Genomic DNA, 22,212 nt, shown 5'->3' on the forward strand with positions numbered 1-22,212 from the left:
CATGCGGTTTGATCGGAGCAGTAGACCATCGTGAGCAGCGAGAACTCTTCGGCGGACGACACGCGTCAGGTCTGGGACGTCGTCGTGGTGGGCGCGGGACCGGCGGGGGCCTCGGCCGCCTACGCGGCGGCGGTCGCGGGGCGCCGCGTGCTGCTGCTGGAGAAGGCTGAGCTGCCCCGCTACAAGACGTGCGGCGGCGGCATCATCGGCCCCTCGCGCGACACCCTGCCCCCCGGCTTCGACCTGCCCTTCCGGGACCGCGTGCACGCGGTGACGTTCTCCCACAACGGCCGCTTCACCCGGACCCGGCGCTCCAAGCAGATGCTGTTCGGTCTGATCAACCGGCCGGAATTCGACCAGCAACTCGTCGAGCACGCCCAGAAGGCGGGCGCCGAGCTGCGCACCGGGGCGACGGTGACGCGGGTCGAGCAGCACGGGTCGGCGGTACCCGACCGGCGGACGGTCGCCGTCGTCCTCCAGGGCGGCGAGACGGTGCTCGCGCGGGCCGTCGTCGGCGCGGACGGCAGCGCCAGCCGGATAGGCGCGCACGTCGGGGTGAAGCTCGACCAGGTCGACCTCGGCCTGGAGGTGGAGATCCCGGTGCCCGAGACGGTCGCCGACGACTGGAAGGGCCGGGTCCTCATCGACTGGGGACCGCTGCCGGGCAGTTACGGCTGGGTCTTCCCCAAGGGGGACACGCTCACCGTCGGTGTGATCTCGGCGCGCGGTGAGGGTGCGGCGACCAAGCGCTACCTGGAGGACTTCGTCGGGCGGCTCGGTCTCGCCGGCTTCGAACCGAGCATCTCCTCCGGCCACTTGACCCGCTGCCGCGCCGACGACTCGCCGCTGTCCCGGGGCCGGGTGCTGGTGTGCGGGGACGCGGCGGGGCTCCTGGAACCGTGGACGCGCGAGGGCATCTCGTTCGCGCTGCGCTCGGGGCGGCTCGCGGGGGAGTGGGCGGTGCGGATCGCGGAGGCGCACGACGCCGTGGACGCGCGCAAGCAGGCCCTGAACTACGCGTTCGCCGTCAAGGCCGGGCTGGGCGTCGAGATGAGCGTCGGCAAGCGGATGCTGGCGATCTTCGAGCGCCGGCCTGGTCTCTTCCACGCGGCGCTGACCGGATTCCGGCCGGCCTGGAGGGCGTTCCGGGACATCACCCAGGGCTCGACGTCGCTGGGCGAGCTGGTCCGCAGCCATCCGCTGGCGCAGCGGGCCCTGTCGGCCGTGGACCGACGCAACACGGAGCCCGCGGCCGGCGAGACCGGATCCTGACCTCGACCCGGAACGCCGGGTGGTCGGTGGGGGCGTGGGGAGGGTGGCGCCTGCGGTCACAGGGCGCGCGCGATGTAGGTGTGCGGGCCGGGGGCGGGCCCCGGGCTCGTCGAGTGATGGCCGGGCTTCGGGATCGCCGACGGCCACCTGGGATGGTGGATTCTGTCCTAGGCCCGAAATGCCGGGTGGTAGGCGGGGCCTGGGGAGAGGGTGGCGCCTGCCGTCACAGGGCGCGCGCTGTAGGTGTGCGGGCCGGTCGCTCGGGCGGGCCGGGGGCGGATCTTCGGGGGCTCGCCGAGCCGCAGACCCGCCTCCGCATCGTCGACGGCCGTCGCCGCGGACGTGGCTCCGGGCCTGCCGAGCCCGCGGCCACGCCCCCGCATCTCCGTCCGCCGTCGTACTTCCCCGGGAGTACGTGCGATCACCACGCGCGGGTGACGCCGCTCGGTGTGCGCGGCGTCTAGCGTGGCGGGCATGGACGGACAGCACGAGCACGGGGGCGGGCCACCGCTGTGGTGGCGCTACGGACCCCCGTGGCGCAGCGACCGGGGCGGCGAGGAGCGCGGCCCCCGCCTGCCCTGGCTCTCCACGGCGCTGATCACGGCGTTCGTGCTGGTCGGCTCGAACTTCGCCGCCCACGCCCAGGAGGGGGAACGGACCCCGCTCGACCCCTTCGGCCGCGTCCTGCTGCTCGTGACCGGCCTCGCCCTGCTGGCCCGGCGGCGCCACCCCGTGGCCGTCGTGTCCGGCACGGCCGCCACCACCCTGGTCTACCTGGGCGCCGGATACCCGTACGGGCCGGTCTTCCTCGCCGTAGCCGTGGCCTGCTTCAGCGCCGTCGTCGCCGGGCACCGCGGAGCCGCCTGGGCGGCGATGGCCGCGCTGTGGGCCGGGCACGCCCTGCTGGCCCACTGGCTCTACCGGTGGCTGCCGCCGTCCGGCGACTCCGCCGCGTCCTGGGGACAGGAACTGGTGATCGCCACCTGGGTGGTGGCGATCGTCGCCCTGGCCGAGCCGGCCCGGATCCGGCGCGAGCAGTGGGCGCGGGAGCGGGCCGAACGGGCCCAGGCCGCCAAGCGGCGCGCGGACCAGGAGCGGCTGCGGATCGCCCGCGAACTGCACGACGTCCTCGCCCACAGCATCTCCGTCATCAACGTGCAGGCGGGCGTCGGTCTCGCCCTCCTGGACAGCGACCCCGAGCAGGCCCGCACCGCGCTCACCACCATCAAGGACAAGAGCAAGGAGGCGCTCGGCGAGGTCCGTCAGGTCCTCGACACCCTCCGCGCCCCCGGAGACGCGCCGCGCGCGCCGGCCCCCGGCCTGGACCGGCTGCCCGAGCTGGTGGACCAGGCGGCGAGCGCCGGCCTCACCGTGGAGGTCGAGGGGGAGCCGCCGCGCCTGCCGCCCGGCACCGACCTCGCCGCGTTCCGGATCGTCCAGGAAGCCCTCACCAACGTCGTACGGCACTCGGGTTCGCGTCGCGCCCGCGTCCACCTCGCCCGGGACGGCGGCACCCTGCGGCTGCGCATCGACGACGACGGACCCGCGACCGGCGCCGAGGCCGGCGGCAGCGGCAACGGGCTGGCCGGAATGCGGGAGCGGGCGGCGGCACTCGGTGGCACCATCGAGGCGGGCCCGCGCCCCGACGGCGGCTTCCGGGTGCTCGCGTCCCTGCCGCTCACCGTGCGGCACGCCGAGGAGGAGGGCCGGTGATCCGCGTACTGCTCGCCGACGACCAGGCACTGGTCCGGGCAGGCTTCCGGGCCCTGCTGGACGCTCAGCCGGACATCGAGGTGGCCGGTGAGGCCGCCGACGGCGAGCAGGCGGTGCGCGCGATCCGCGAACTGCGCCCCGACGTCGTCCTGATGGACATCCGCATGCCCGCCCTCGACGGCCTGGCCGCCACCCGCCGGATCACCGGCGACGAGGGGCTGAGGGACGTGAAGGTGGTCATGCTCACCACCTTCGAGCTCGACGAGTACGTCTTCGAGGCCATCCGCTCGGGCGCCTCCGGGTTCCTGGTCAAGGACACCGAGCCCGACGAACTCCTGCGCGCCGTAAGGGCGGTGGTCGCCGGGGACGCGCTGCTCTCGCCCGGGGTGACCCGCCGCCTGATCGCCGAGTTCGCGGCACGCTCCAAGGAACCCGCCGCCGCCGACGCGCTGTCCCACCTCACCGAGCGGGAACGGGAGGTGATGGCCCTGGTCGGCATCGGCCTGTCCAACGAGGAGATCGCCCGCCGCCTGGTCGTCAGCCCCCTCACCGCCAAGACCCACGTCAGCCGCACCATGGTCAAGCTGGGCGTCCGCGACCGTGCCCAACTCGTCGTCCTCGCCTACGAGTCGGGGCTGGTACGGCCGGGCTGGCTGGGCTGATCCCCGCGCCCGAACCGCACCAGCACGCTCACCACCCGGGCGACGAACACCACGACGGCCAGCACCGTCCCCGTGCCGACCAGTCCGCTCCGCACACCGGACGACAGGCCGAAGACGTAGGCCGGCCCCACCAGGGCCCCGAACAGCACCGCCGCCGCGAACGCCGCGCTGCACAGCGCGTATCCGATCTCGACGGTCATCGCATCCCGCTCGCCCTGCGTGCGGCGTCCCCCGTTACTGCTCATACCGGCAGTCTGCGTTCCCGTGTCCGGCACGGCAAGCGCGGCGCGAGCCGGGCGGGGTCGCCGCGCGGCGCGCTCGGACACGGGCGCCCGGGCAGCGGTACGGGGCCGCTCAGTTCCAGGTGACGCCCGACTTCTCGCGCCACAGCGCGGCCAGGGCCCGGTCGCCGCTCACGTCCGGCAACGGCCGGCGGTTCCACAGCGCCACGTACAACTCCGAGGCGACACCGGTGAGTTCGCAGTCGACGGTGCCGGTGTCGGTGCGGTGCGCGACGGGCGGTTCGGCCGACAGCCGTACGGTCCACACGGCGCCGGGGACGTCCGTCGCCCGTACCCGCAGCGTGCGGGGCTCCTCGGTGCGCACCGCGCTCTTGGGGCGGGCGTGGAACGCGCACAGCAGCTCGTCGATGCCGTCCACGGCGAAGTCCGTGCCGATGCCGGACGGGGCGCCGGCGGCCGGGCCGCCGTCCCGGGCCGACTCGGCGTCGAGCCGGTGCACGGCCGTCTCGTGCGCCTGCCGCCGGGCCCAGAACGCCAGCGGTGAGGGCGCGGGCATGAAGTGCCAGCAGCGCACGTCGGGCGGGGCGGTGGCGAGGGTGGTGACGAGCTCCCGGTGCCCCTCGCGGAACCAGGCCAGGAGCTGATCGCCGTCCAGGTCGGGCAGCCCGCCGTCGGGGTGGTACGAGGTGTGCCCCTCGGCGACGAACGCGGCCGCCCAGCGGTGCACCATCCCGGTGTGCCGCAGCAGGTCCCGCACCTGCCAGCCGGGGCAGGTCGGCACATCGGCGCCGGTCCCCGCCTTCTCCGCGGCGGCGGCCAGCAGCCCGCCCTCGCGGTCCAGTGTCTCGACGAACGTGACGATCTCCATGGCGGAGAGTGTGCACGATGGAGGGCGCTCCAGGGGAGGCCACCGTCGCCCGGTGCGCGCGGTGCCGGAACCGGTCAGGGCGAGGCCGCCGCGCGCCGGGTCACGATCGTGATGAGCACCGCCACGGCCGCCAGCACCGCGACGCTGGTGAGCGCGGCCGGCAGCGAGAACCAGTCGGCCATGAAGCCGATCGCGGGCGGCCCGAGCAGCATGCCGCCGTAGCCGAGCGTGGACGCGGTCGCCACGCCGCCGGGGCCGCCCAGCGCGCCGGCCCGTTCCACCGCGACCGGGAAGAGGTTGGCGAGCCCGAGGCCGGTGATCGCGAAGCCGAACAGCGCCGCCCACACGGAGGGCGCGAGCGAGCCGAGCAGCATCCCGGCCACGGCGACGCCGCCGCCGGCCACCACCGTGGGCGTCCGGCCCAGGCGCTCCAGCAACGTGGTGCCGGTCAGCCGGCCCACGGTCATGGCGAGCGCGAAGCACGAGTACCCGGCCGCCGCCAGGCCCGGCGAGGCGTCGAGGTCCTGCTCCAGGTGCAGGGCGCCCCAGTCGGCCATGGCCCCCTCGCCGTACGCCGTGCACAGCGCGATCAGGCCGAAGGTGACGACCAGGCGGCGCGTACGGCCGTCCATCCGTCGGGGGGCGCTGTCGTCCCGGTGCGGCGTGCGGTCCGGCGGCACGGCGGGTTCGCAGCGCAGCAGGGAGCGGCCCGCGACCAGGGTGACCAGCAGGCCGGTCACGGTGAGGCCGAGCAGATGCTCGGTCGGCGACAGCGACCCGGCGACGAGCCCGCCGAGCCCGGCGCCGATCATGCCGCCCAGGCTGAACGCGGCGTGGAAGCTCGGCATGATCGGGCGCCGCAGCACGGCCACCAGATCGACGGCGGCGCTGTTGAAGGCGACGTTGATCCCGCCGTACGCGCTGCCGAACACCAGCAGCACGGCACCGAGGGCGAGCGCGGAGTGGGTCAGCGGGGGCAGCGCGATGCTGAGGCAGAGCAGGACCGCGCAGGCGACGGTGACGGGATGGCTGCCGTAGCGGCGGCACAGCCGTCCGGTGAGGGTCATGGTGACCACGGCGCCCGCCGAGACACCGAGCAGGGCCAGCCCGAGCGCGCTGGCGGAGGCGCCGGTCTGCTCCTTGATGGCGGGGATCCGCACGACCCAGCCCGCGAAGACGAAGCCGTCGAGGGCGAAGAACGCGGTCAGGGCGGTACGGAGGCGGGTGAGGTCGCTGCGGGGGCCCGGCACGGCACTGTGCGAGCGGGCTTTGTTTATTTGCGGCACAAAACAGCAGGCTAGGCGCGGGCCCGGGGGAGCGGCAAGGCCGTGTCCTCGCCCGCCGCCCGGCCGGTGCCCGCTCCGTCCCTGGTGAGGGCCGGGATCCCGGTCGCATACGCTCGACGCACCATGATGAACAACCTGACCCCTCTGGAGCCGAAGGCCGACAAGGCCACGGTCAGACGGCACAACCTCAGCCTGGTCCTGAGGGCCGTCCACGACGCGGGGGAGGCGACCCGGGCCGGGATCGCCGCGCACGTCGGGCTGACCCGCGCCGCGGTGTCGTCCCTGGTGGAACAGTTGCTGGAGTACGGCTTCGTCACCGAATGGGGCAAGACCAGCAGCGGCCAGGTGGGACGGCCCGGCACCGTCCTGAAGGTGTCCCGGTCGGGACCGGCGGGCCTGGGCGTCGAGATCAACATCGACTACGTCACCGTGTGCGTGGTCGACCTCGCCGGCACCGACCGGGTGCGCCTCGTGGAGCACTGCGACAACCGCGGGGCCCAGCCCTCCGAGGTGCTGGCGCGCGCGGCCCGGCTGGCGGCCCGTGCCATCGGCTCGGCGGCCGAACAGGACCTCGCACCGGCCGGCGTCCACGTCGCGCTGCCCGGCCTGGTGACCGGCGGCACCGTCCGCCAGGCACCCAACCTCGGCTGGCAGCGGGTCGCGGTCGAGGGGCTGTTCGCGCAGGCGCTTCTCGCCCTGCGCCCCGCCCACCGTCCCCTGCCTGTCAGCTCCGACAACGAGGCCAACGCCGCCGCGCTCGCCGAGCTGTGGTTCGGGGCGGGCACCGCGGGCGTGCGCAGCTTCCTCTACCTGACGGGCGAGATCGGCATCGGCGGCGCGCTGGTCCTCAAGGGGGAGCTGCTGCGCGGCGCGCACGGTTTCGCCGGGGAGATCGGGCACATGGTGGTCGACCCGGACGGTCCGCTGTGCCGGTGCGGGGCCCGCGGCTGCCTGGAGCAGTACGCCGGTCAGGCCGCCCTGCTGGAGGCTGCCGGCATCGACGCGGGCACGGGTGTGCAGGGCGTCGCCGAACTCGAACGCCGGGCCCGCCGGGGCGAGCCGTCCGCGCTGTCGGCCATCGAACGGGCCGGACGGCAGCTGGGCGTCGTGGTGTCGGGCGCGGTGAACCTCTTCGATCCCGACGCGGTGATGCTCGGCGGTGTCTACCGCGAGCTGATGGGCCGGCTGGCGCCCGCCGTCGAGCGTGAACTGGCGCTGCGGGTGGTGTCCGGGCTGTGGGCCGAGGACGGCAAGCGACTGCGGGCCGCGTCCTCCCTCGGCGACGCGGCCCGGGGCGCGGCCGGCGTGATCGTCCGCGAGGTGCTGGCGGACCCGGCCGGGCACGCGGAGCGCGCCGAGGCCTGAAAGGGGAGGGGGCCGCCCGACTGCTCGGCGGCCCCCTCCTCCTCGTGTCACCTCACCCGCGGTGCGCGGCGATCAGGTCCCGGTACCAGCGGTAGCTGTCCTTCGGCGTGCGCTGCTGCGTGTCGTAGTCGACCCGCACGATGCCGAAGCGCTTGTCGTAGCCGAACGCCCACTCGAAGTTGTCCAGCAGCGACCACACGTAGTAGCCCCGCACGTCCACTCCCGCGTCCATCGCCGCCCGCAGCGCCGTCAGGTGGTCGCGCAGGTAGGCCACCCGGTCGGTGTCGTGCACGGCGCCGTCGGCGGCGACCGTGTCGTCCTCCGCCGAGCCGTTCTCCGTGATGTGGACCGGCGGCAGCGCCTCCCCGTACTGCTTCTTCAGCTGGACGAGCAGGTCGGTGAAGCTGTCGGGCACGACCGGCCAGCCCATGGCAGTGTGCCGGACGCCGGGCAGCCGTACCTCCTCGTAGCGGTTGTCCGTCGCCACCCTGAGCGCCGGGTCGGCCTCGCGGTGCGGGGCGTCGGCGACCACGATCGGCCGGTAGTAGTTGATGCCGAGGAAGTCCAGCGGCTGGGAGATCAGCTCCAGGTCGCCGTCCCGCCGGAAGTCCTCGCCGGTGATCAGCTCGCCGAAGGTCTCCTCCTCCGTCGCCGGGTACCGGCCCGCCAGGATCGGCTCGGTCCACACCAGGTTGTGCTGGGTGTCCGCGCGGACCACGGCCGCCAGGTCGGCGGGGGAGCCGGTGGCCGGCAGGTTGCGGTCGAGGTTGAGCGTGATACCGGCCTCGCGCACCCCGGCCGCCCGCAGCGCCCGCACCGCCAGACCGTGGCCGACCAGCAGGTGGTGGACGGCGGCCAGGGCGCCGCGGCCCTCCTTGGCACCGGGGGCGTGCCGGCCGATGGAGTAGCCGAGGAAGGCGCTGCACCACGGCTCGTTCAGCGTGATCCAGCGCGGCACCCGGTCGCCCAGGTGCTCGGCGACCACGGCCGTGTACTCGGCGAACCGCTCCGCCGTCTCCCGTACCCGCCAGCCGCCCCGGTCCTCCAGGGCCTGTGGCAGGTCCCAGTGGTAGAGGGTGGCGGCCGGCTCGATGCCCGCCTCCAGGAGCTCGTCGACGAGGCGGGAGTAGAAGTCCAGCCCCTTGGTGTTCACCGTGCCCGAGCCCTCGGGCACGATGCGCGGCCAGGCGATCGAGAAGCGGTACGAGTCCACGCCCAGGTCGCGCAGCAGCGCCACGTCCTCCCGGTAGCGGTGGTAGTGGTCGCAGGCCACGTCGCCGGTGTCGCCGTTCGCCGTCAGGCCGGGGGTGTGGCTGTAGGTGTCCCAGATCGACGGACCGCGGCCGTCCTCCCGCGCCGCGCCCTCGATCTGGTACGAGGCGGTCGCGGCGCCGAAGACGAAGCCGGGCGGGAAGCCGGGAAGGTCACTCATGGGGGGAAGCCCATCTCCTGGTGCGGTGGTCACTTGACGGAACCGCCGGCGATGCCGGCGGCGATGTACTTCTGGGCGAGGACGAGCAGGATCGCCGCCGGGACGGCGGACAGCACGGAGGCGGCCATCACCGAGCCCCAGTCGCCGACGTGCGCGCCGATGTACTGGTAGATGCCCAGCGTGACCGGCTTGACCTCGTCGGTGGTGTTCAGGGTGAGCGCGAACATGAAGTCGCTCCACGAGAACAGGAAGGCGAACAGGCCCGAGGTGATCAGGGAGTTGCGGCTCATCGGCAGCACCACCCGCAGGAACGTCCGCACCGGCCCGGCACCGTCCATCTGCGCGGCCTCGATCACCTCGCCGGGGATCGACACCATGAAGGACCGCATCAGGACGATGGAGAACGGGATGCCGAGCGAGGCGTCCGCCAGCATCAGGCCGAAGTAGGAGTTGACCAGGCCCAGGTCGACGTAGGAGTTGTAGAGCGCGTTGGCGATGACGATGCCCGGCACCATCTGGGTGATCAGCGTGCCGAACACGATGGTGCGCGAGCCGCGCAGCCCGAACCGCGCGAGCCCGTAGGCCGCGGGCGCCGAGATCGCCAGGCAGATGACGACCGCGCCGAGCGAGACGGCCAGCGAGGTCAGCAGGTGGCCGCCCTGGTCACTGATCGCCTTGGAGAAGCCGGACAGATCCAGGCTGCCCGGCACCGGGTCGACCTGGAGCAGTCCCGACTCGGGCTGGAGCGCGGTGTTGAGCATCCAGTACAGCGGGAACAGCATCACGCACAGGATGAGCACACCGGCGACGGTGGAGCCCCAGCGGCGCCGGGACCCGGGGGGAGTGGGGTTGGCCATCGTCGGTCACTTCCCTTCGGAGCGGTTGGCCCGCAGGTAGAACACCGCGAACACGGCGGAGATCAGGATCAGTACGTTGCCGACGACCGCGCCCGCGCCGAAGTCCAGCTGGACGAACGAGTTCTGGTACGTGAGTGTGCCCAGGGTCTGGGTGGAGTCGGCGGGCCCGCCGTCGGTCAGGGCGAGGATCAGGTCGAGGATCTTGACCGTCGACATGAAGCCGAGCACGAGCACGACCGTGATGACCGGCTTGAGCATCGGCAGGGTCACGGAGCGGAAGGTCCGCCATGCGGAGGCACCGTCCAGGGAGGCCGCCTCGTGCAGCTCCTTCGGGATCTCCTGGAGACCGCCGTACAGGATGACCATGTTGAACGGGATGCCGATCCAGATGTTGACCAGGATGACGGACAGCAGCGCCATGTGCGGACTGGTCAGCCAAGGGGTGTGACCGCCGAGGCCGAGGGTGTCCAGGAACGAGTTGAGCACGCCCGTGTCCTGGTCGAGGATGCGGCGCCAGACGATGCCGGACACCACCATCGGCACCAGCCAGGGCAGCAGGATCAGCGAGCGCAGCACACCGTTCAGCGGGAAGCGCCGGCTGAAGAAGACCGCGAGCGCCAGACCGATGCAGAACTGGCCGAGCAGCGAACCCGCGGTGAACACGAGCGTGTGCCACAGCGCCTTGCCGAACAGGGCGTCGTGGAAGACGGCGGACCAGTTGTCGGTGCCGTTGAAGGGCGCCTCACCGGTGAAGAAGGTCTTCGGCGTGTAGTGCTGGAAGCTCATCACGACGTTGCGGACGAGCGGGTAGCCGAAGAACAGCAGCATGAAGACGACGGCGGGGGCGACGAAACCCCACTGGGAGAGCCTGCGCCGGCGCCTGGCCCCGGCGGGGTCCGGTGCGGGCGTCGCGGACGCCTTGGCGGGTGCCTGGGCGGTGACGGTGGACGTGGTCATGGTTGCGCTCCTCAGTTCCCGCTCGTGGCCCGCTGCTGGGCGCGCTTCAGGGCGGCCTCGCTGGACTGGCCGGTCAGGGCGGACTGGAAGGCGCTCTGCAGGGCGAGCGACACGCCCGACCAGCCGGCGCCGAGCTTGGCGGTCCGGGACCGGGCGGTGGCGACCTGGTCGGCGAGGGCGTCCAGCTCGGGCACCCGCTCGCGCCACACGGCCGCGGCCTTGGCGTTCGCCGGGACCATCCAGCTGTTGAGCGCGTAGGTCAGCTGCTCCTTCTCGCCGGCCAGACAGGCGACGATCCTACCGGCGGTCTTCTCGCGGGCGTCGTCGCCCGTCTTCGGCACGGTGAGCACCGCGCCGCCCAGCGGACCCACCGAGTCGTCACCGGCCTTCGGCACCGGGATCCGCGCGATGCCCCAGTGCAGCGACTTGTCGGTGTTGAGGGTCTCCACCTGCCACGGACCGTTGATCATCATCGCCGCGTTGCCGGCCATGAACTGGTCGTTGACGTCCGCCTGCGTCCAGTTGACCGTCGACTTCGACAGCGAACCGTCCTTCAGCAGGCTCTTCCAGTAGTCGAGCGCCCCGGCGACCTGGGGGCTGTCCAGCTTCGTCTCGTCGCCGCCGTTGGACCACATGAACGGCGTGAACTGGAAGACGCCGTCCTCGGCGCCGCCCGCGCTGAGCGCCAGGCCGTACTGCTTGCCCCGCGTGAGCGTCCTGGCGGCCTCCCGCAGCTCGGCCCAGGTGCTGGGTACCGGGACACCCGCCTTGTCGAGCACGTCCTTGTTGTAGAAGAGGGCGAGCGTGTTCACGGACCGGGCCGCGCCGTAGTACGTCCCCTCGTACGAGCCGAAGCCGACGATGCCCTCGGGGATGTCGTCGGTGCTCAGCCCGAGCGTCCGCAGGTCGACGAGGCCGCCGGCGTCGGCGAACGTGGGCATCTCGGAGGCGTCGAACTGGACGATGTCCGGCAGCGACTTGGACGACGCCATGCGCAGTGCCTTCGTCATCACCTGCGCCGCGGGGACGCTCTGCTGCTCGATGGTGACGCCCAGCTGCTCGCCGCAGCGGGCCATCGCCTCCGCGTCCCAGCGGTGGTACGACTCGTCGGTCGAGGAGTTCATCACGGTGTACACATCGGCGTCGCGCTGCTGCCCGCAGCCGGTCAGTGCCGTTCCGGCGACCAGGACGGAGACGGCGGCGAGCGGGACGACGGCTCTGCGTGAGCGTTCGCGCCCGCGGTGCGCGGCGTTGAAGCGCTTCGACATCATGCGGCCCTTGCTGTCGTACGGTCCGGCTTCCTCGCCGGACTGTTTTGTTTGATGTGATGACTAATACGTCAGGGGTGGGTCGCCGCGCTAGAGGCAAGTGGCCTCGATCTCGCCTTCCGTCACGTGAGAGTGCCGTTCTTTTCGGTAATCATGCCTGCTCAGGACGCCAACCGTCGGGAGGAGGTCTCGGCTTCCCCATTTGTTCTGTGTACGATCAAACCGCTGTGGGACGGCCTCCGCGCGCCCACTCGACCGCTCCCGCCCCACCCAAGGAAGATCATGAAGTTCACCGACGGCTTCTGGCTCATCCGCGAGGGCGTGCATCTGTCGTACGCCACCGAGGTACGCGCTGTACGCACCGAATCGAAGCGCTTCACCGCCCATGCCGCCGTGAAGAAGGTGACGCGGCGGGGTGACACGCTCAACGCCCCGCTCCTCACGGTCGAGTGTTTCTCTCCCGCCGAGGGCGTCATCGGCGTCCGGGTCACCCACCACGCCGGCAAGCATCACCCTGGCCCCGACTTCGCCCTGACGGGCGCCCCCGACGGCGCCGGCGCGGTGCGCCAGGACGGCTCGGTCACCGAGCTGACCAGCGGCCCGCTGACCCTGCGCCTGGACAGCGAGGGACCCTGGGGCCTCACCTTCCACGACGCCGACGGACGCGAGCTGACCCACGCGAACGCCAAGAGCACCGCGTTCGCCACCACCGGCGACGGCGCGCACCACATGCTGAGCCGGCTCGCGCTCGGCGTCGGCGAGCAGATCTACGGCCTCGGCGAGCGCTTCACGCCGTTCGTGAAGAACGGCCAGGTCGTCGACGTCTGGCAGGCCGACGGCGGCACCAGCAGCGAGCAGGCCTACAAGAACATCCCGTTCTACCTCTCCTCACGGGGTTACGGCGTCTTCGTCAACCACCCCGGCGCCGTCTCCTTCGAGGTCGGCTCGGAGTCCGTCGGACAGGTGCAGTTCAGCGTCGAGGACCAGACGCTGGAGTACTACGTCGTCGCCGGCCCCACCCCCAAGGACGTCCTCACCCGCTACACCGCCCTCACCGGCCGCCCGGCCCTGCCGCCCGCCTGGTCCTTCGGCCTGTGGCTCACCACGTCGTTCACCACCTCCTACGACGAGCGGACGGTCACCTCGTTCGTCGACGGCATGGCCGAGCGCGGCATCCCGCTGACGGTGTTCCACTTCGACTGCTTCTGGATGCGCGAGTACCAGTGGTGCGACTTCCAGTGGGACCCGGACGTCTTCCCCGATCCGGAGGGCATGCTCGCCCGCCTCAAGGCCAAGGGCCTGAAGGTCAGCGTCTGGATCAACCCCTACATCGCCCAGAAGTCCCCGCTCTTCGACGAGGCCGCCGCGCTCGGGCACCTGGTGCGCCGGCCGAACGGCGACATCTGGCAGTGGGACCTGTGGCAGGCCGGGATGGGCCTGGTCGACTTCACCAGCCCGGCCGCCCGCGACTGGTTCGCCGGCAAGCTCAAGCCGCTGCTCGACCAGGGCGTGGACTGCTTCAAGACCGACTTCGGCGAGCGCATCCCGACCGACGTCGTCTGGCACGACGGTTCCGACCCGGAGCGGATGCACAACTACTACACCCACCTGTTCAACCGGACCGTCTTCGAACTCCTCGAGAAGGAACGCGGACAGGGGGAGGCCGTCCTCTTCGCCCGCTCCGCCACCGCGGGCGGCCAGCAGTACCCCGTCCACTGGGGCGGCGACTGCTGGTCCTCCTTCGAGGCGATGGCCGAGTCGCTCAGGGGCGGCCTGTCCCTGTCGCTGAGCGGCTTCGGCTTCTGGAGCCACGACATCGGCGGTTTCGAGGGCACGCCCGACCCGGCGGTCTTCAAGCGCTGGCTGGCCTTCGGCCTGCTCTCCTCGCACAGCCGCCTGCACGGCTCCTCGTCGTACCGGGTGCCGTGGGAGTTCGGCGACGAGGCCGTCGACGTGGCCCGCCGTTTCACCCTGCTCAAGCACCGCCTGATGCCCTACCTGTACGGCGCCGCCGCCGAGGCCCACCGCACCGGTGTGCCGATGATGCGGCCCATGGTCCTGGAGTTCCCGCACGATCCCGGGTGCCGTCCGCTGGACCGCCAGTACATGCTCGGCCCCGACCTCCTGGTCGCCCCGGTCTTCGCCGAGGACGGCGAGGTCGAGGTCTACCTCCCCGAGGGCACCTGGACGCACCTGCTGTCCGGCGAGCGGGTCACCGGTCCGGCGTGGCGCACCGAACGGCACGGCTACGACAGCCTCCCGCTGTACGTCCGCGAGGGCGCCGTCCTGCCGCTGGCCTCCGACGACCGGCGCCCCGACGGCGACTGGCTGGACGCCCCGGTGCTCTTGGTGCACCCCACCGCCGCGCCCGGCTACACCGCCGAGGTCACCGTGCCCGACCAGCTGGGCGCACCGGCGGCGACCTTCCGCGTCCGGCGCGAGGGTGACGTCCTGCGCGTCACCGCGAGCGGCACCGACCGTCCGTTCACCGTGCGCGTCGCGGGCGGGGCGAGCGCCGGGGGCAGCGGCGAGGTGAGCGTGCCCCTGGCGTGAGCGAGGTCAGCGGGGCAGGCCGCCCAGCGCCGTCAGCAGCCGGTCCACGTCCTCCGCGCTGCTGTACGGCGCGAGCCCGACCCGGACGCCGCCCTCGTCGCCCAGCCCCAGGTGGCGGGAGGCCTCCACCGCGTAGAAGGACCCGGCGGGGGCGTCGATCCCCTGCTCGGCCAGCAGGCGGTAGACCTCGGCCGGGCGCAGGCCCGCCACGGTGAACAGCAGGGTCGGCGTGCGTCGCGCGGCCCGCGAGTACACCGTGATCCCGCCGAGCCCGGCCAGCCCCCGCTCGATGCGAGCGCGCAGGGTGTCCTCGTGGGCCTCCAGCGCCGCGAAGGACGCGATCAGCCGCTCCCGCCGTCCGCCGTGGACCCCCGGCACCAGATCCGCGAGGAAGTCCACCGCGGCGGTGGCACCGGCCAGCAGCTCGTACGGCAGGGTGCCCAGCTCGAACCGCTCGGGGACGGCGTCGCTGGAGGGCAGCAGCTTGTCCGGGCGCAGGGTCTCCAGGAACTCGGGCCGGGCCGCCAGCACGCCGAGGTGCGGGCCGAGGAACTTGTACGGGGAGCACACCAGCGTGTCCGCGCCGAGCGCGGCCAGGTCGACGGGGGCGTGCGAGGCGTAGTGCACCGCGTCGACGTGGAGCAGCGCCCCCACGCCGTGCACCAGGCGGGCGACGGCCGGCAGGTCGGGCATGGTGCCGATGAGGTTGGACGCGGCCGTGACCGCGACCAGCCGGGTGCGCGGGGACAGCACCGCCTCGATGTGCTCGGGGAGCAGCTCCCCGGTGGCCGGGTCGAAGTCGGCCCACCGCACGGTCGCGCCGGCCGTCTTCGCCGCCTGCGTCCAGGGCCGGATGTTGGAGTCGTGATCGAGGCGGGTGACGACCACTTCGTCGCCCGGCGCCCACGTCCTGGCGAGCGTCCGGGTCAGGTCGTACGCGAGCTGCGTCGCGCTGCGGCCGAAGACGACGCCCCGCGGATCGGTGCCGAGCAGGTCGCCCAGCGCGGCGCGGGCCCCGGTGACGATGCGGTCCGCGTTGCGCTCGCCCTCCGTGGTCCGTCCGCGGTTGGCCAGCGGAGCGGCCAGGGCCTCGGCGACGGCGTCGATGACGCGCTGCGGGGTCTGGGTGCCGCCGGGCGCGTCGAAGCGGGCGGTGCCGGACTTGAGGGCGGGTATCTGCGCGCGGATCGCGTCGATGTCGAGGGCCATGTGCACTCCAACCGAGGGCGGGGGATTCCCGCCTCATGATCGCAGCCGTGCGGCGACCGGAACAGGGCGCGGGGGCGGGGACGGACACCGGGTCAGGACTCCGCGTGCGCGGGAAGCTTCTCGCGGCCGCCGGGGTGGCGGTGCCGCCAGGTCCAGAACACCGCGCAGGACAGCAGCGCCCACCCGCCCAGCACCAGGTACGGGAACAGGTGCTGGTGGCCCTGGAAGTACACGGCCGTGTGCTGGGCGTTGACCGATCCGCCCGGCGGCAGCCACCGGCCGATCTCGCCCAGCGGGGACGGCAGCAGCGGCCAGGACACCGCGCCGCCGGACGAGGGATTGCCGAGCAGCACCATGAGCCCCCAGGTCGGCAGCATCGCCCAGCGCCCGAACAGGGTGTTGAACATGGTGAACACCATGCCGCTGGTGAACAGGGTGAGCGCGAGGATCATCCACGACTGCGCGAACGGCAGGTCCAGCGCGCCCAGCAGCCAGTCGACGGTCGCGGCGATGGCGAACCCGCCGAGCAGCGCGTAGGCGATCGTGAAGAGGATGCGTTCGAACGGGGTCAGGGACCGCGCGTGCACGCTGAGCTGGATCGCCCCGACGAAGCCGATGATCACGGCGGCCAGGGAGATGTAGAAGATCGCCAGTCCCCGCGGGTCGCCCTCCTGGAGCGGATTGATGTCCCGGACGGTGACCGCGACCCCGGTCTTCTTCCCCACCGCCGGAGCCGTCTGCTCCAGCACCTCGGCGACCGAGGCGCCCGACGCGCTGGAGAGGTCGAGCACGGCGGTCCGCCCGTTGTCGTGCAGCTCGAAGATCGCGAAGACCTCCTGCTCCTCGACCGCCTCGCGCGCCTCGGCGGTGCTGCCGTAGGGATGCACCTTCACCGAGGCGTTGAGCGCCTCTTCCAGGCCGTCCAGGAAGGCCTTGCCGCGCCCCTGTTCGTACGAGCCGACCACGGCCGTGGGGAGCGAGTGCGGCGTCGGGTCCGCCATGGAGTAGGTGTACGAGCCCGCGAAGAGTCCGGCCGCCGCCGCGAGGATGAGCACCAGCACGGTGGCCGGCCAGAACGGCGACTGCCGGAACGTGGACCACTTCCGGCCGCGCGTCGGAGGCTGCGCAGGGGCGCCGTGGGAACCGGAGGACATCTGGGCCATAGCGGGACACTTTCACGACAGGGGTGAAAGGGCATCAAGGGTGCTGCGTACGTGCGCGCGACGGGCGTGCGGCGAGTGCGGGCGCGGAACGGGACGGCCCCGGACGGAAGGCGTCCGGGGCCGCCGCGCCGCGTCCGGTCAGACGTGCACGAGAGGCGTGTCGACGAGGTGCTCCGCCAGGAACCAGGCCTGGAGCTCGTTGGTCCGCACGACCTCGGAGACCAGGAGGTCGTTGGTGCCGTCGTCCCCGAGCTCCTGGGTGCGGGCCGCGGCGTCGTGGCAGTCCGTGAGGATCAGCTCGTGCGCCTCCAGCAGCCGCGAGAGCATCGACGGCACCTCCTCCACACCGTCCGGCGGGCGCGGCACCGTGGTGATCTCCGCGACGTGCCGGGGGTCGCCGATCGCGACGCCGCCCAGCGTCTGGACGCGTTCCGCGATGGTGTCGATCAGCTCCAGCTGCTCCCCGGCGTGCTTGTCCAGCAGCAGGTGCAGTTGGTAGAAGGTCACCCCGCGCATGAGCCAGTGATACTTCTTGTAGAGATCGTGCAGGATGCGGGTGTCCGCCAGGACCTTGTTGAGCCGCTGGCACGAGTAGAGGCGGGCCTCCATGGACAGTGCCACGGGGAACTGCTTGACGGTGCCGAACTCCTGAATGGTCCGGCCCCTCTGGTGCAGCCAGGGCTGGCTGCCGTCGGAGCTGTGCTCCTGTGCCGACGGCTTCGGGGTGTTCACGCCTGAACTCCTTCCGGAGAAAAGCTGAAGAGTCCGCACCGGCGCGGTGCGGCCGGCCCGCCCCCTGCGACAGTCGACCAGCCGCGCGCCGGTCCCGCAAACGCTGGGACCCGGGCCGGTCGCCCGTCCGCGGCTCGGGCGGGGGCTTGTCCGGTCCTTCCTCCGCGATCTAGGGTCCCCGGAGTGCAAGCGCTTTCCAAAGCCGGCGGTGTCCACACCGGCGGTCCGGAGCGCGGGCCGTCCGTCACCGTCCGAGGAGGACCGCATGTCCCCACGCCCCGCCCGCCGCCGCGTCGCCGTGGTCGGTACCGGCGCCATCGTCACCGGCGGCCACCTGCCCGCGCTCGCGGCCCACGCCGACCGCGTGGAACTGGTCGCCGCCGTCGACGTGGACCGGTCCCGGCTCGACGCCTTCCGGCAGAGCGCGGGCGGTGACGTCGCCGGTTACACCTCGACGGGCGCCATGCTCGACGCCGAACGTCCCGACCTGGTGCTCATCGGCACGCCGCCGTCCCTGCACCGGGAGCAGGCGGTGGCCGCGCTCAAGGCCGGCGCCTGGGTGCTGTGCGAGAAGCCGCTGTGCCTCTCCCTCGCCGAGTACGACGACATCGCGGCGGCGGAGGAGGCGTCCGGGGCGTACGCCTCCGTGGTCTTCCAGCACCGGTACGGCTCGGGCGCCGCGCACGCCCGGGAGCTGATCGCGAGCGGCGAGCTCGGCGCACCGCTGGTCGCGCACTGCCAGACCACCTGGCACCGCGACGCCGCCTACTACGCGGTGCCCTGGCGCGGGCGCTGGGCCACCGAGGGCGGCGGGCCGACGATGGGGCACGGCATCCACCAGTACGACCTGCTGCTGCACCTGCTCGGGCCCTGGCGGGAGATCAGGGCGATGGCCTCGCGCCTGGTCCACGACACCGAGAGCGAGGACGTCTCCACGGCCCTGGTGCGGTTCGCGAACGGCGCCCTCGCCACCGTGGTCAACAGCGTGCTCTCCCCGGACGAGGTGAGCCGCGTCCGCGTCGACTGCGCCGACGCCACCGTGGAGCTCACCCACCTGTACGGGCATCGCAACGACGACTGGACCTACACCCCGGCCCGGCACGTCGACCCCGCACGCGCAGCGGCCTGGCGCACGCCGGCGGCGGACGTCCCGAGCTCCCACACGGCGCAGCTCGGCGCGGTGCTGGACGCCTGGGACGCGGGCACGCGACCGCCCGGCAGCGGTCCCGAGGCCCGCGGCACGCTGGAGTTCGCCGCCGCCCTGTACAAGGCGGCGTTCACCGGACGGCCGGTGCTCCAGGGCGAGATCGGCCCCGGCGACCCCTTCCACGCGGCCATGCACGGCGACCACCCCGGCTGGGCCCCCGAGGGGCGCGCATGAGCACCCTGCGCGTCAGCCACACCCACGGCGACCACATCGCCGTCACGGCGGCGAACGGCACCGAGATCCTGCGCTACGTCTACCGCCCCGACCCCGAGGCCTTCGAGTCCCGCAAGCCCTACGCCCATCCCGTGCGCACCCTCGCCGGGCACACGGTCACCGGATACCGGCCGAACGACCACCGCTGGCACAAGGGCGTGCAGATGACGGCGAGTCACCTCTCCGGCCAGAACTTCTGGGGCGGCAACTCCTACGTCCACGGCGAGGGCTATCTGCCCCTGCCCGAGCGCATCGGCTCCATGCGGCACGACGGATTCCCGGAGTTCACGGCCGGCGACGACCGGCTCGACGTGACCGAACATCTCAGCTGGGTCGAGAACGGCGGTACCGAGTGGGCCCGTGAGGAGCGCGGGCTCGCCGTCCACTCGGCCGACGAGGACGCCGGTGCCTGGGCCCTGGACTGGTCGATCCGTCTCACCAACATCCGGGCCGAGCCGCTGGTCTTCGGCTCGCCGACCACCGCGGGGCGGGAGATGGCCGGTTACACCGGCCTCCAGTGGCGCGGCCCCCGTGACTTCACCGGCGGCACCGTCTTCGCCCCGGACAGCGCGGCCGGCGCCGGGAGACTGATGGGCACGCAGAGCCCGTGGCTCGCCTTCACCGCCGAGCGCGACGGGAGCGACGGCCACTGCACGCTCGTCTTCGCGCACGCGCCGGAGAACCTGGACGACAGGAGCGCGATCCACCCCTCGCACTGGTTCGTGCGGGCCACGCCGGTGCCGACGGTCGCCTTCTCCTGGGCGTTCTTCGAGGAGTTCGAGCTGCCGCCCGGTGAGTCCTTCGCCTACCGCTACCGCCTGGTGATCGCCGACGGGGCCTGGGACGGCGACCGGGTCGGCGCCTACCTGGAGGACCTGCCGTGGTGAACGCCTCCCTCAGGGCGCCGCGGCCCGTCACCGTCCAAGAATTGATGACGCGTCAGGGCGACGGAGGTGTGAAGGGGTGGCCGAGGTGCGCATCATCTTGACATGAACCTGCGGTCCGAGTGGCGGGCCGCAGCCTCATGGAGGTGTGGGATGCACCGCAGACTCGCCACCGGACTCGCCGCCTCGGCCCTGGCCGTGACCACCGTCGTCGCCACCGCCGCGACCGCCGACGCCGCTCCCGCCGACAAACCGCAGGTGCTCGCGAGCTGGACCCAGACCAGCGCGTCGAGCTACAACGCCTGGACCGCCGCACGGGCGAACCAGTCCGCCTGGGCCGCGTACGGATTCGACTGGACCACCGACTACTGCTCGACCTCGCCCGACAACCCGTTCGGCTTCCCCTTCAGCACCTCCTGCGCACGGCACGACTTCGGTTACCGCAACTACAAGGCCGCGGGCTCCTTCAGCGCGAACAAGTCCCGCCTCGACAGCGCCTTCTACGAGGACCTCAAGCGCGTCTGCGCCCGCTACACCGGGGGCACGAAGACCGCCTGCGACAGCACGGCGTGGACGTACTACCAGGCGGTGAAGGCGTTCGGCTGACAGGCACGTCCTGAACACGGGCAGACCATCAGCTGGTGCCCGCGCGGGTGCCGGCTGACAGTCTGTGCGCATGCGTGCCTTCGACGCGCGCGCAGCACCCGTGCGCCGCCGGTGCCTCGAACCGCTCGCCGACGACGGAGACGGCCTCGGGGCCGGTCGGCGAGTCCGTTCAGGAGGAGTTCACCCGTGATCGATGTGACGCAGCAGATCGACTCCGTACGCCGGCAGGTCGGCAAGCGTGCCTTCAGGGCGGGTGAGGCCCGCGTCCTCACGGTGGGCCGGACCTACGACACCCCGATCGACGACCTGTGGGACGCCTGCACCGACCCCCGCCGCATCCCGCAGTGGTTCCTCCCCGTCTCCGGCGATCTGCGGCTGGGCGGGCACTACCAGCTGGAGGGGAACGCGGGCGGCACGATCGAGAGCTGCGAGCCGCCCAGGAGCTTCGGCGCCACCTGGGAGTACGGCGAGGAGGTCAGCTGGATCGAGCTGCGCCTGACGCCCGGCGAGGGCGGCACCCGCTTCGAGCTGGACTACCTCGCCCATGTCGACGACGAGCGCTGGGCCGAGTTCGGTCCCGGCGCGGTCGGCATCGGCTGGGACCTGATGCTCGTCGGCCTCACCATGTACCTGTCGAGCGGCGGCACCCCGGTGGACCCCGAGGAGGTCGCGGCCTGGTCGGCCTCGGAGGCGGGGCGGCGGTTCGTCCTCTCCAGCGGCGAGGCCTGGTACGGCGCCGACGTGGCGAGCGGCACCGATCCCGCGTCGGCGCGCGCGAAGGCGGACCGGACCGCCGCCTTCTACACCGGCGACACCGGGGCGGCCGGCGCCACCGAGTAGAACGACCGCAGACCGGGCACCGGAGCGGCCGCGGCCACCGCCAGCGCGGTGGCCGCCCCGGCGATGCCGAGGACGGCGCCCGCCACTACGTCGCCCGGATAGTGCACACCGGTGTGGACGCGGGAGTATCCGACGGCGGTCGCCAGCGCGCCGAGAGGCGCGGCGGCCGCCGGCAGGACCATGCCGACCGCCGTGGCGAACGCGACCGCCGAGGCCGTGTGACCGGACGGGAACGACGCCGACGTGGGCATGGGCACGTACCGGTCGACCGTCACGCGGGCCGCCTCGCGGTCGGGCCGGGGCCTGCGCACCAGACGCTTGCCGAGCAGGTTCGCGGCCGCGGAGGTCACGGCCACCGCCCCGACCCCGACGAGCGCGGCGCTGCGGGCCCGCGCTCCGCCCAGCGCGAGGGCGGCGGCGATGCCGAGCGAGATCTTCGAATGGTCGGCGGCGTGGGACAGCCGCCGCAGGGACCGGTCCAGCGTGGGCGTGTACGTGGCGGCCACCGCCGCGTACAGCGCACCGTCCACGGCACGCAGCTCGCCGAGCACCCCGGCGCGGGCGCGGCGGCGGGAACGCGCCGGCCCGGCGTCCGGTGCGAGCGGACCGCTGGTGTCCCCGTCGGCGTCGGTCGGTTCGGTCATGGGCTCCTGCTCCGTGAGGCGGTGGCGTCGGCGCGGGCGGTGGGCGGCCCGTGCCGCCCGGTACGGCCGGTCGGCGCGACCGTCCGCGATCCCCGTCCGCCGGACCAGCCTCGTGCGTGTCCCGCCGTACGGCGCCCCGACGGCGCCCGTCCGGGCGAGTGCGCACGCCCCGCGGGTGAGCGCCCCGCGCGTCGCGGTGCGGAGCGGTCCGGGACGCGGGAACGGGGTGAGGGCGGGCC

The 22,212-nt window shown here is 72.9% G+C and carries 20 protein-coding genes; 9 read left to right on the top strand and 11 right to left on the bottom strand.

The genetic code is table 11. The features are described from left to right. The first annotated feature begins 30 nt into the window (after window positions 1–30). The 3 genes from ACIRG6_RS23200 to ACIRG6_RS23210 all read left to right on the top strand — a co-directional run bounded on the left by ACIRG6_RS23200 (window position 31) and on the right by ACIRG6_RS23210 (window position 3,647). The gene (locus tag ACIRG6_RS23200; RefSeq protein WP_350717829.1) at window positions 31–1,272 is read left to right on the top strand and encodes a geranylgeranyl reductase family protein; all 1,242 of its coding nucleotides are present in this window, start codon (window positions 31–33) and stop codon (window positions 1,270–1,272) included. 474 nt (window positions 1,273–1,746) lie between these two features. Further along, window positions 1,747–2,985, top strand: coding sequence for a sensor histidine kinase (locus ACIRG6_RS23205; protein WP_403324375.1), 1,239 nt, complete (start codon window positions 1,747–1,749; stop codon window positions 2,983–2,985). Then, on the top strand, window positions 2,982–3,647 hold the full coding sequence (locus ACIRG6_RS23210; RefSeq protein ID WP_364678672.1) for a response regulator transcription factor: 666 nt from the start codon (window positions 2,982–2,984) through the stop codon (window positions 3,645–3,647). Before ACIRG6_RS23205 ends, ACIRG6_RS23210 begins: the two co-directional genes overlap by 4 nt. On the opposite strand, the gene ACIRG6_RS23215 is transcribed toward ACIRG6_RS23210, so the two are convergent. From ACIRG6_RS23215 to ACIRG6_RS23225, 3 genes are all read right to left on the bottom strand, one after another. Then, entirely contained in the window at window positions 3,608–3,892 is a 285-nt protein-coding gene (locus ACIRG6_RS23215; RefSeq protein ID WP_364678676.1) for a DUF6332 family protein, read from the bottom strand. The genes ACIRG6_RS23210 and ACIRG6_RS23215 overlap by 40 nt on opposite strands. 109 nt (window positions 3,893–4,001) lie before the next feature. Beyond that, window positions 4,002–4,757: a maleylpyruvate isomerase family mycothiol-dependent enzyme gene (locus ACIRG6_RS23220; protein ID WP_403324378.1), complete on the bottom strand. Its 756-nt coding sequence runs from the start codon at window positions 4,755–4,757 to the stop codon at window positions 4,002–4,004. A 74-nt stretch (window positions 4,758–4,831) separates the two neighbouring features. Further along, window positions 4,832–6,007, bottom strand: coding sequence for an MFS transporter (locus ACIRG6_RS23225; RefSeq protein WP_364818998.1), 1,176 nt, complete (start codon window positions 6,005–6,007; stop codon window positions 4,832–4,834). Window positions 6,008–6,166: 159 nt separating this feature from the next. On the opposite strand from ACIRG6_RS23225, the gene ACIRG6_RS23230 reads away from it, so the two are divergent. Then, window positions 6,167–7,408: an ROK family transcriptional regulator gene (locus ACIRG6_RS23230; protein ID WP_364678685.1), complete on the top strand. Its 1,242-nt coding sequence runs from the start codon at window positions 6,167–6,169 to the stop codon at window positions 7,406–7,408. Between the two features lie 52 nt (window positions 7,409–7,460). Here the strand turns inward: ACIRG6_RS23230 and ACIRG6_RS23235 are convergent, their stop codons facing one another. The 4 genes from ACIRG6_RS23235 to ACIRG6_RS23250 are packed head-to-tail and all read right to left on the bottom strand — an operon-like array spanning window position 7,461 to window position 11,922. Next, on the bottom strand, window positions 7,461–8,840 hold the full coding sequence (locus ACIRG6_RS23235) for a GH1 family beta-glucosidase (RefSeq protein WP_364818995.1): 1,380 nt from the start codon (window positions 8,838–8,840) through the stop codon (window positions 7,461–7,463). 29 nt (window positions 8,841–8,869) lie between these two features. Beyond that, window positions 8,870–9,697, bottom strand: a complete 828-nt coding sequence (locus tag ACIRG6_RS23240) for a carbohydrate ABC transporter permease (protein WP_239767020.1) — start codon at window positions 9,695–9,697, stop codon at window positions 8,870–8,872. Window positions 9,698–9,703: 6 nt separating this feature from the next. After that, complete coding sequence (locus tag ACIRG6_RS23245; RefSeq protein ID WP_318217430.1) at window positions 9,704–10,654, bottom strand: carbohydrate ABC transporter permease; 951 nt, start codon at window positions 10,652–10,654, stop codon at window positions 9,704–9,706. A gap of 11 nt (window positions 10,655–10,665) precedes the next feature. Continuing rightward, complete coding sequence (locus ACIRG6_RS23250; protein ID WP_364819222.1) at window positions 10,666–11,922, bottom strand: ABC transporter substrate-binding protein; 1,257 nt, start codon at window positions 11,920–11,922, stop codon at window positions 10,666–10,668. Between the two features lie 282 nt (window positions 11,923–12,204). Between ACIRG6_RS23250 and yicI the strand changes: the two genes are divergently transcribed. Next, window positions 12,205–14,475: an alpha-xylosidase gene (gene yicI, locus ACIRG6_RS23255; protein ID WP_365022663.1), complete on the top strand. Its 2,271-nt coding sequence runs from the start codon at window positions 12,205–12,207 to the stop codon at window positions 14,473–14,475. Window positions 14,476–14,481: 6 nt separating this feature from the next. Here yicI and ACIRG6_RS23260 read toward each other — a convergent pair whose 3' ends face one another. From ACIRG6_RS23260 to ACIRG6_RS23270, 3 genes are all read right to left on the bottom strand, one after another. Beyond that, a complete protein-coding gene (locus ACIRG6_RS23260; RefSeq protein ID WP_403324382.1) occupies window positions 14,482–15,684 on the bottom strand; it encodes a cysteine desulfurase-like protein in 1,203 nt (400 codons plus the stop codon). Between the two features lie 92 nt (window positions 15,685–15,776). Next, complete coding sequence (locus ACIRG6_RS23265) at window positions 15,777–16,838, bottom strand: ABC transporter permease (RefSeq protein WP_364678749.1); 1,062 nt, start codon at window positions 16,836–16,838, stop codon at window positions 15,777–15,779. A 147-nt stretch (window positions 16,839–16,985) separates the two neighbouring features. Next, window positions 16,986–17,579, bottom strand: a complete 594-nt coding sequence (locus ACIRG6_RS23270) for a Dps family protein (protein WP_318217427.1) — start codon at window positions 17,577–17,579, stop codon at window positions 16,986–16,988. Window positions 17,580–17,844: 265 nt separating this feature from the next. On the opposite strand from ACIRG6_RS23270, the gene ACIRG6_RS23275 reads away from it, so the two are divergent. From ACIRG6_RS23275 to ACIRG6_RS23290, 4 genes are all read left to right on the top strand, one after another. Continuing rightward, window positions 17,845–18,960 (top strand): Gfo/Idh/MocA family protein, encoded by a 1,116-nt coding sequence (locus ACIRG6_RS23275; protein WP_392146638.1) that lies wholly within the window; start codon window positions 17,845–17,847, stop codon window positions 18,958–18,960. Next, window positions 18,957–19,886, top strand: a complete 930-nt coding sequence (locus tag ACIRG6_RS23280) for a DUF6807 domain-containing protein (RefSeq protein WP_364818990.1) — start codon at window positions 18,957–18,959, stop codon at window positions 19,884–19,886. The genes ACIRG6_RS23275 and ACIRG6_RS23280 overlap by 4 nt, the downstream gene beginning before the upstream one ends. 150 nt (window positions 19,887–20,036) lie before the next feature. Beyond that, window positions 20,037–20,489, top strand: a complete 453-nt coding sequence (locus tag ACIRG6_RS23285; protein WP_364678705.1) for a phospholipase — start codon at window positions 20,037–20,039, stop codon at window positions 20,487–20,489. A gap of 186 nt (window positions 20,490–20,675) precedes the next feature. Next, entirely contained in the window at window positions 20,676–21,329 is a 654-nt protein-coding gene (locus ACIRG6_RS23290) for an SRPBCC family protein (RefSeq protein WP_403324385.1), read from the top strand. Here ACIRG6_RS23290 and ACIRG6_RS23295 read toward each other — a convergent pair. Further along, window positions 21,290–21,973: a phosphatase PAP2 family protein gene (locus tag ACIRG6_RS23295; protein WP_364678710.1), complete on the bottom strand. Its 684-nt coding sequence runs from the start codon at window positions 21,971–21,973 to the stop codon at window positions 21,290–21,292. The two genes, ACIRG6_RS23290 and ACIRG6_RS23295, sit on opposite strands and share 40 nt — an antisense overlap. Between the last annotated feature and the right edge of the window lie 239 nt (window positions 21,974–22,212).

The sequence above is a fragment of the Streptomyces flaveolus genome, from assembly GCF_044765825.1.
Lineage (GTDB): Bacteria > Actinomycetota > Actinomycetes > Streptomycetales > Streptomycetaceae > Streptomyces > Streptomyces flaveolus.